Source organism: Arthrobacter sp. 2YAF22_2, from assembly GCF_052114645.1.
Lineage (GTDB): Bacteria > Actinomycetota > Actinomycetes > Actinomycetales > Micrococcaceae > Arthrobacter.
Map to the genome: position 1 here is coordinate 1 of NZ_JBFRFD010000516.1, position 2,518 is coordinate 2,518.

Here is a 2,518-nt window from a genome sequence, read left to right on the forward strand (position 1 = left end):
GCGTCACCTGTCACCTATACCTTCCTCGGTCCGGCCGGCACGTTCACCGAGGCAGCACTGATGCAGGTGCCCGGCGCGGCAGAGGCCATCTGCGTTCCGGCCTCGAACGTCAACACTGCCCTGGACAAGGTCCGCGACGGGTCGGCCGACGCCGCCATGGTCCCGATCGAGAACTCCGTGGAGGGTGGCGTCACGGCCACGCTCGACGCGATTGCCACCGGCCAGGAGCTGCGGATCCTGCGCGAGGCCCTGGTGCCCATCAGCTTCGTGCTGGTGGCCCGGCCCGGCGTCGGAATCGACGACATCCGGCGGATTTCCACCCACGGCCACGCCTGGGCGCAGTGCCGGCTCTGGGTCGATAAGAATATTCCGGACGTTGAATATATCCCCGGTTCCTCCACGGCCGCCGCCGCGATGGGCCTGCTCGAAGGCGATGCGCACTACGACGCCGCAATCTGCGCGCCGATCGTCGCTGCCGAACAACCCGGCCTGTCCGTGCTGGCTGAAAACATCGGCGACAACCCCGGGGCCGTAACGCGTTTCGTGCTGGTGGGGCGACCCGGCTCGCTGCCGGAACGGACCGGCGCCGACAAGACCACCGTGGTGGTTCCGCTGCCCGAGGACCGCCCGGGCGCGCTGATGGAAATCCTGGACCAGTTCGCTACCCGCGGGGTGAACCTCAGCCGCATCGAGTCGAGGCCCACCGGCCAGTATCTGGGCCACTACTTCTTCAGCATCGATGCTGACGGCCACGTGAGCGACGCCCGGGTAGCCGATGCGCTCGCCGGGCTGCATCGGATCAGCCCGGCCACCCGGTTCCTGGGCTCCTACGGCAGGGCGGACGGCCAACGCGCCGAGGTGGCCCCGCACACCTCGGACCAGGCATTCCGCTCCGCCCATGCCTGGGTCAAAGACATACTCGCCGGGGCATCAGTGGTTCAGGCATATAACCCGCAGGCTTCGCCCACAGCGTAGACAAATGCCACATCCTGCACTTCCGCCCCGTGGAAACTGTGCCTATGCTTGCCTGATCCATATTGGGGTAGTCCTCTAACGGAGGGAGCGGGCCATGTCCGGCACCAGCACAGAAAATGACGGCCAGGGAATGATCGTCAATCCCAAGCCGACGGCCGAAAACCAGGACTGGGACGGCGACGACGCCGACCGTGCCGACCGGCTGCGCTTCGAGGAGGAACAGGCCATGATCCGCGAGCAGTCCGAGGCCCGCGCGGCCAAGGCGGCCGCGGAGGCCAAGAAAGCCGCCGACGCCAAAGCTGACACCGCCGCGGACGCCGAAGCCAAAAAGGAAGCCAGCTAGCACTCCTCGTCCGGCGGCACGGCCCAGCAGCCGTGCTCAGGGGCGGCCGGGGTCTAGCCGTTGCTCGCCTGGCCGGCCGCACCGCTTTTGGGCGGGTCTTCCGTCCCGGCGTTTTCTTTCACCCGGATCAGCAACGAGCGCGGAGCCACCTGGACCGTCACCGTTGTGGCCTCGCCGGTGGGATCGCCGTCGACCTGGGTCGGCATCGGCTCGGCACACTTGATCACGATCTTGCCGGAGCGGTAGTAGGTCATCACCGGCAGGGTCCGCTTGTGCTTGAGCACAATCTTCCAGTACATCGCCAGCCAGCCGATCGCGCTGCGCGGACTCATCACCACCACGTCGAGCATGCCGTCGTCGATCATGGCCTGCGGGATGAAGTCGATCCCGCCGRGAATCAGGCCGCAATTGGCGAACAGGACGCTGCGGATCTTCCGGGACTGCTCCGGCTGGTCGTCGAGCGAGATGGCCACCCGCTTGCGGCGTCCCGGGAGGTGACGGACGCCCGCCTCCGTGTAGGCGAGCCAGCCGACCGCCTTCTTGAGCCCGTCGTTGGTGTCGCCCACCACTTCGGCGTCCAGGCCGATCCCTGCGATCACCAGGAAGGCGTGGTCGTCGGACTGCCCGGTCCGGGCGTTTTCCACCCTCATCCGCGCCGTATCAATGAAACGCTGGTGGCCGAACAGCGCGGTCTCGACGCAGCCGCGCAGATCTCCGATGTCGAGGTGAACGTTGCGGGCCAGCAGGTTTCCGGTTCCCAGCGGGAGGAGTCCCATGGCGATGTCCGTGTGCGCGAGGACCCCGGCCACTGCGCGGACGGTACCGTCGCCGCCGCCCGCCAGAACGACGTCGGCCCCGTACTCCACGGCAGCGCGGGTCTGCGAGAACCCCGGATCTTCGGCGGTGGTTTCAAAAAACCGGGGGGCTTCCCAGCCGGCCGCGAGGCAGGTGCTCTCGATCAGGACGCGGGCCTCCGCGGACCTGGCCTTGATCGGGTTCATCACCACCGCGACCTTCTGCCGGGCCAGGCTGGGGCTGTGGGTCTCTTCCCGGACGGCGCTGCGCGTATGCTTCGCTTTCAATCGGCGCACACCCCACCAGCTGGAGACGGCAAATACCAGGGCTCCAGCGATGATGAGGTACAGCAGCCAGTCGCGCATATTGCACCCAGACTATCCCGGGCGTGCGCCGCGGCAGGAC

At 67.5% G+C, this 2,518-nt stretch carries 3 protein-coding genes; 2 read left to right on the top strand and 1 reads right to left on the bottom strand.

What is annotated here, in order from left to right:
• Together pheA and AB4Y86_RS16665 are read left to right on the top strand one after the other, a co-directional pair.
• Positions 1 to 975 (top strand): prephenate dehydratase (gene pheA / locus AB4Y86_RS16660; protein WP_441403284.1); only part of this gene is annotated, 975 nt, incomplete at its 5' end.
• Between the two features lie 94 nt (positions 976 to 1,069).
• Positions 1,070 to 1,318: a hypothetical protein gene (locus tag AB4Y86_RS16665; RefSeq protein WP_441403285.1), complete on the top strand. Its 249-nt coding sequence runs from the start codon at positions 1,070 to 1,072 to the stop codon at positions 1,316 to 1,318.
• 53 nt (positions 1,319 to 1,371) lie between these two features.
• Here AB4Y86_RS16665 and AB4Y86_RS16670 read toward each other — a convergent pair whose 3' ends face one another.
• Positions 1,372 to 2,478, bottom strand: a complete 1,107-nt coding sequence (locus AB4Y86_RS16670) for a diacylglycerol/lipid kinase family protein (protein WP_441403286.1) — start codon at positions 2,476 to 2,478, stop codon at positions 1,372 to 1,374.
• Positions 2,479 to 2,518: the final 40 nt, after the last annotated feature.